This window comes from Streptococcus sp. 1F3 (genome assembly GCF_054968985.1).
In genome coordinates, this window is sequence record NZ_JBUEQR010000121.1 from 1 (window position 1) to 3,786 (window position 3,786).

A 3,786-nucleotide genomic window follows, 5' to 3' on the forward strand; every position below is an offset into this window, starting at 1 on the left:
GGTAAGATGGCTAAGGGGACGAAGCTTGGAGCTAAGGCAGCTGAGATGATTGGCTTAGCCAAAAGCAGTACCAAGGCAAGAATCCTCTCAACTGTCGAAAAGTGGGGCTCAAAGGTTGATAATATCTTAGCGAAGAGCAATCCTGTCATTCGGCAATTTGGGGAGAAATTATTAGATACCCGAATTCCAGCAGGCCTCCGTCGGGAAGCCTTTGCCTTTGCGGATGAAGTAGGCTCACTGTCTGCCTTTAGCGTTGAGAGCAAGACGCTGCGTGAAGCCATGCAGTTCTCAAGTAAACATGCGGATGAGGTGGTAGAGAAAACAAGCAGACTTCCTTTTATCGAAGGGATGAGCCCAGAAGATGCGCAGAGGTATGCGGCTTGGAATAACTTAAGGGAAAATGGAATTGATCAAAAAGTTGTTAACGAAATTATATTGACAAATAAAGGATTAAGACCAAATCCTAGCACATATCTTTCACCAGAATATATAAATAGCCACCTTTCACAATTTGACGACGGAATTTCAATTATTCAGACGGATTATGCATATTCAAGATTTACAGAAACAAATGGATTTGTTGGAGTTCCTGATGACAATACTGTATTTGTTTTACCTAAAAAATATGCTGACGAGATTGCTTTAAAATCGGAAAGGGATTTAAGGATTTGGGAAGAGGCATTAGGGTTTAAGAAAGGTTATTTTTCAGATGGCGGAGGCTTAGTAAAAATAGATGTTACGGATGTTGATGATTTGAAGCTACGTATTCCTGATGGTAATGAATTTGGTGCAAATGAGCTTTGGCAACCCGGTGGAAGGACATATCCTGGCTACACATTAGAGGCTGTTACAGATGTTATACCAAATGAACTAACGACAATTACAAGATTGGAGTAAAAAATGGAAAATAAAGTATTTGATGCTTTTCAAACTGGTAATTTATTGAAGCTACTTAGAGGAGATTATCCTTATCATTATATTGTTTATTCAAATGCGAATAATGTAGTTCCTACAAACATTGAAGAAGTTGTATCTGATATCTTTAAAGTTTATGAAGTGAATTCTGAAGTTTATTATGATTTTAAAGAATTGTTATCTGATATGACAGAACAATCAGCCTCGGATTATTATTTGGTATGGCAGTACGTTGAGTATATGCTCTATAGAGAATCGAAAGGAACTGCTCCGTTCTCCATTGTTGATAATGAACTTGTTGACAAAATGAAATTAGGAGCAAGGAAATTTTACGATCAATTACAAACAGTGGTAGTTTTTAATAGCGGTGTGGAAAAACACGAACCTTGGAATAGTATTAAAAATAGCAATCTTTTTATTAAGAATAAATTTAATCTTTCGATACTAGAATGAATTTGATTTAAGTTAAATTTCAAGTTATTGCAGTTAGAGGTTACAAACAACAATTTAAGAATGGTACGTCTAAATAGAGTAGATATCTCGCCAAAAGTTGTCTCTGAAAAAGGAATCTCTATCCCAAGTGGAAATGAAATAGGTGCTAATAAGTGGTGGCGACCAGGAGGAAGAACCTATCCAGGAGATATGCCAGAAGGAGTTATGCATGGTATCAGTACAAAAGAAGGAAATCATACATGGAACACAGTAAATTAACATGGGAAGACGTTACTAAGTTTGAAGAAGTAAAAGGATACGGACAATATATTTGGTGTCATCAAGGTAAGTATTATTTTGTAGCAGATGAAGGTGGAATAGCAGAACAGCGGATAATTTATGAGTTGCCGAGCGAGTTGTTTGAGTCACTTGAGAGTGGTGAAAAAAGTTTAGGGGAAGTGAGTTTTAAGTTGCAGAATAATCGCTGGCCACCTACAGAGGAAGAAAAAAGAGCTCGAGATAAAGAATTTGTTGTAGAAACACCGACAGCTTTAATTGCGGATCCAACTAGTTTAGAGCTATTTACTCGGGAAGAGCTAGAGAAGCTGATTCCAGTCGCTGAACAACAATGGATTGACTGGAAAGGTAAATTACCGGATGATTATGTATCACCGTTAAAAGAAATTTAAATTGCTTGTGTGGTGTTGGAGCTGGTAACCAAATTCCTGATATTGAAACCTGATATTGAAATGACATCAGACTTTAAAGTGATGAGATTTTATCAAGAACAATTCAAGAAACTCTCAGCCCTTGTCCTAGCATACGCTGTCATTCGGCAATTTGGAGAGAAATTATTAGATACCCGAATTCCAGCTGGCCTCCGTCGGGAAGCCTTTACCTTTGCGGATGAAGTAGGCTCCCTGTCTGCCTTTAGTGATGAGAGCAAGACTCTGCGTGAGGTGATGCAGTTCTCAAGTAAACATGCGGATGATGTGGTTGTTCCAAAAGTTTTAGATGGATACACGGAACTATCGGAATTTATGGATAAAGTAGCTAAGAGTGATATTCCATTGGATGAAAAAGTTAAGAAATTACATCAAGCTTTTGATAATCTAGCTAATAAAGCAGATATTAATGTTCCAAGCGACTCACAATATCTAAGAGGTTTTACTGATTGGGGAACACCAGATTATGATTGGCCACCTAAATTGGGGTATCAGGAGGATACGATAGAAGCGATTACTCGTGAGTCTGGGTTGCCAGAGTTATGGGATCGGTACGGTCACATGGGTGGTGGAAACTTTTCAGATGTTCCGTCGACAGGTCCTTATTCTTATGGGGAGAGGGCTATCCCATATGTAGAAAATCCGGAAGCATACCATACTGGTATATTTAACAGAGAGACATATTTCGATAAGATTGATGCCATTAAAGATGGTGATTTGAATAAGTTAAATCAAATTCTTGAGAGGGAAGGAATAGAAGGTTTAAGTCAACTAGAGTTGAGTGAATTTAAGACAAAATATAATAGTTTTATTCAGAACACATATTCTAATGTTGGAGGAAATATAAAAGATTATACTTACGGTATTCATGGTAAAGCTGCACCATGGGGGGATATGATTGGTGGTGCAGAACAGATTGTGACACCATTTAGCGGTCAAGATATGCTTGATTTAGGTATAATGATTCAAAGGAGATAAACATGGATTTTAAGGAACAAATTCAGGAATTACAACAGCAACTACCATCACAGAGACAGTTGTTGATTGGTAATGCACCCATCCCTTATGCAAAAGGTATTTATTTTGATAGTGATATAAAAAAATGGTGCATATATGAAAATGGTGAAAGAATAGGTGTGCCGGGAAACCAATTAATTTTATGGAGAACAGACACTGAAGAGGAAATTAAGAAAATATTTATTGAATCTGTAAAATCTGAAATAAAGAGGTATCAAAGTTCAAAAATGCGATAACTCAACCCGAATAGAAGCAGAGGTTCAGCATGAATAAAGATGAATTTGTTAAATTATTACCAATTTTACAAAAAAAAATAGGTTCAGTAGAAAAAATAGTAGTTGGTGCCATTGGAGGACCGTATTCGAAAGGCTGTTTTTTCGAAGAGGAAGAGAAAAAGTGGAAAGTATACGAATATGATGAAAAAAAATGTCGCATACGATTGGAAACTACTAATGAATTAGAAGCTTTTGAAACATTATATTCTCTGGTAATCTTTAGAATTGAAACATTAGAACGGCTAAGGAAGCGCAAGTTATTATAGTGATTTTTTAGAAATTTAAAAGATTTTTGATGATCTCTTTTTACTTGTCATTTTGATTATGAGAAGCAGGAAGCCCAAATCCATTACAATCAACTAGAACAGCTCTTTTCGATAACCGACTTACAAGATTTCATGGGGATTGTCGACAGTGTCTAC

6 protein-coding genes and 1 pseudogene are annotated in these 3,786 nt (G+C 36.7%); all 7 read left to right on the forward strand.

Translation table 11 applies throughout. From position 1 onward, the window contains the following. A pseudogene (locus ACVPON_RS09990) lies at positions 1-897 on the forward strand (hypothetical protein); the annotation flags it as partial. 3 nt (positions 898-900) lie between these two features. After that, positions 901-1,368 carry a hypothetical protein gene (locus ACVPON_RS09995; protein WP_462878489.1) on the forward strand — a complete coding sequence of 156 codons (468 nt, stop codon included), beginning with the start codon at positions 901-903 and terminating at the stop codon, positions 1,366-1,368. A 60-nt stretch (positions 1,369-1,428) separates the two neighbouring features. Further along, positions 1,429-1,626 carry a hypothetical protein gene (locus ACVPON_RS10000; protein ID WP_462878491.1) on the forward strand — a complete coding sequence of 66 codons (198 nt, stop codon included), beginning with the start codon at positions 1,429-1,431 and terminating at the stop codon, positions 1,624-1,626. Next, positions 1,608-2,036 carry a hypothetical protein gene (locus tag ACVPON_RS10005; protein WP_462878493.1) on the forward strand — a complete coding sequence of 143 codons (429 nt, stop codon included), beginning with the start codon at positions 1,608-1,610 and terminating at the stop codon, positions 2,034-2,036. Before ACVPON_RS10000 ends, ACVPON_RS10005 begins: the two co-directional genes overlap by 19 nt. Before the next feature lie 81 nt (positions 2,037-2,117). Next, positions 2,118-3,050: a hypothetical protein gene (locus ACVPON_RS10010; protein WP_462878495.1), complete on the forward strand. Its 933-nt coding sequence runs from the start codon at positions 2,118-2,120 to the stop codon at positions 3,048-3,050. A 2-nt stretch (positions 3,051-3,052) separates the two neighbouring features. Beyond that, complete coding sequence (locus ACVPON_RS10015; protein WP_462878496.1) at positions 3,053-3,325, forward strand: hypothetical protein; 273 nt, start codon at positions 3,053-3,055, stop codon at positions 3,323-3,325. 29 nt (positions 3,326-3,354) lie between these two features. Next, a complete protein-coding gene (locus tag ACVPON_RS10020) occupies positions 3,355-3,630 on the forward strand; it encodes a hypothetical protein (protein ID WP_462878497.1) in 276 nt (91 codons plus the stop codon). Positions 3,631-3,786 lie beyond the last annotated feature (156 nt).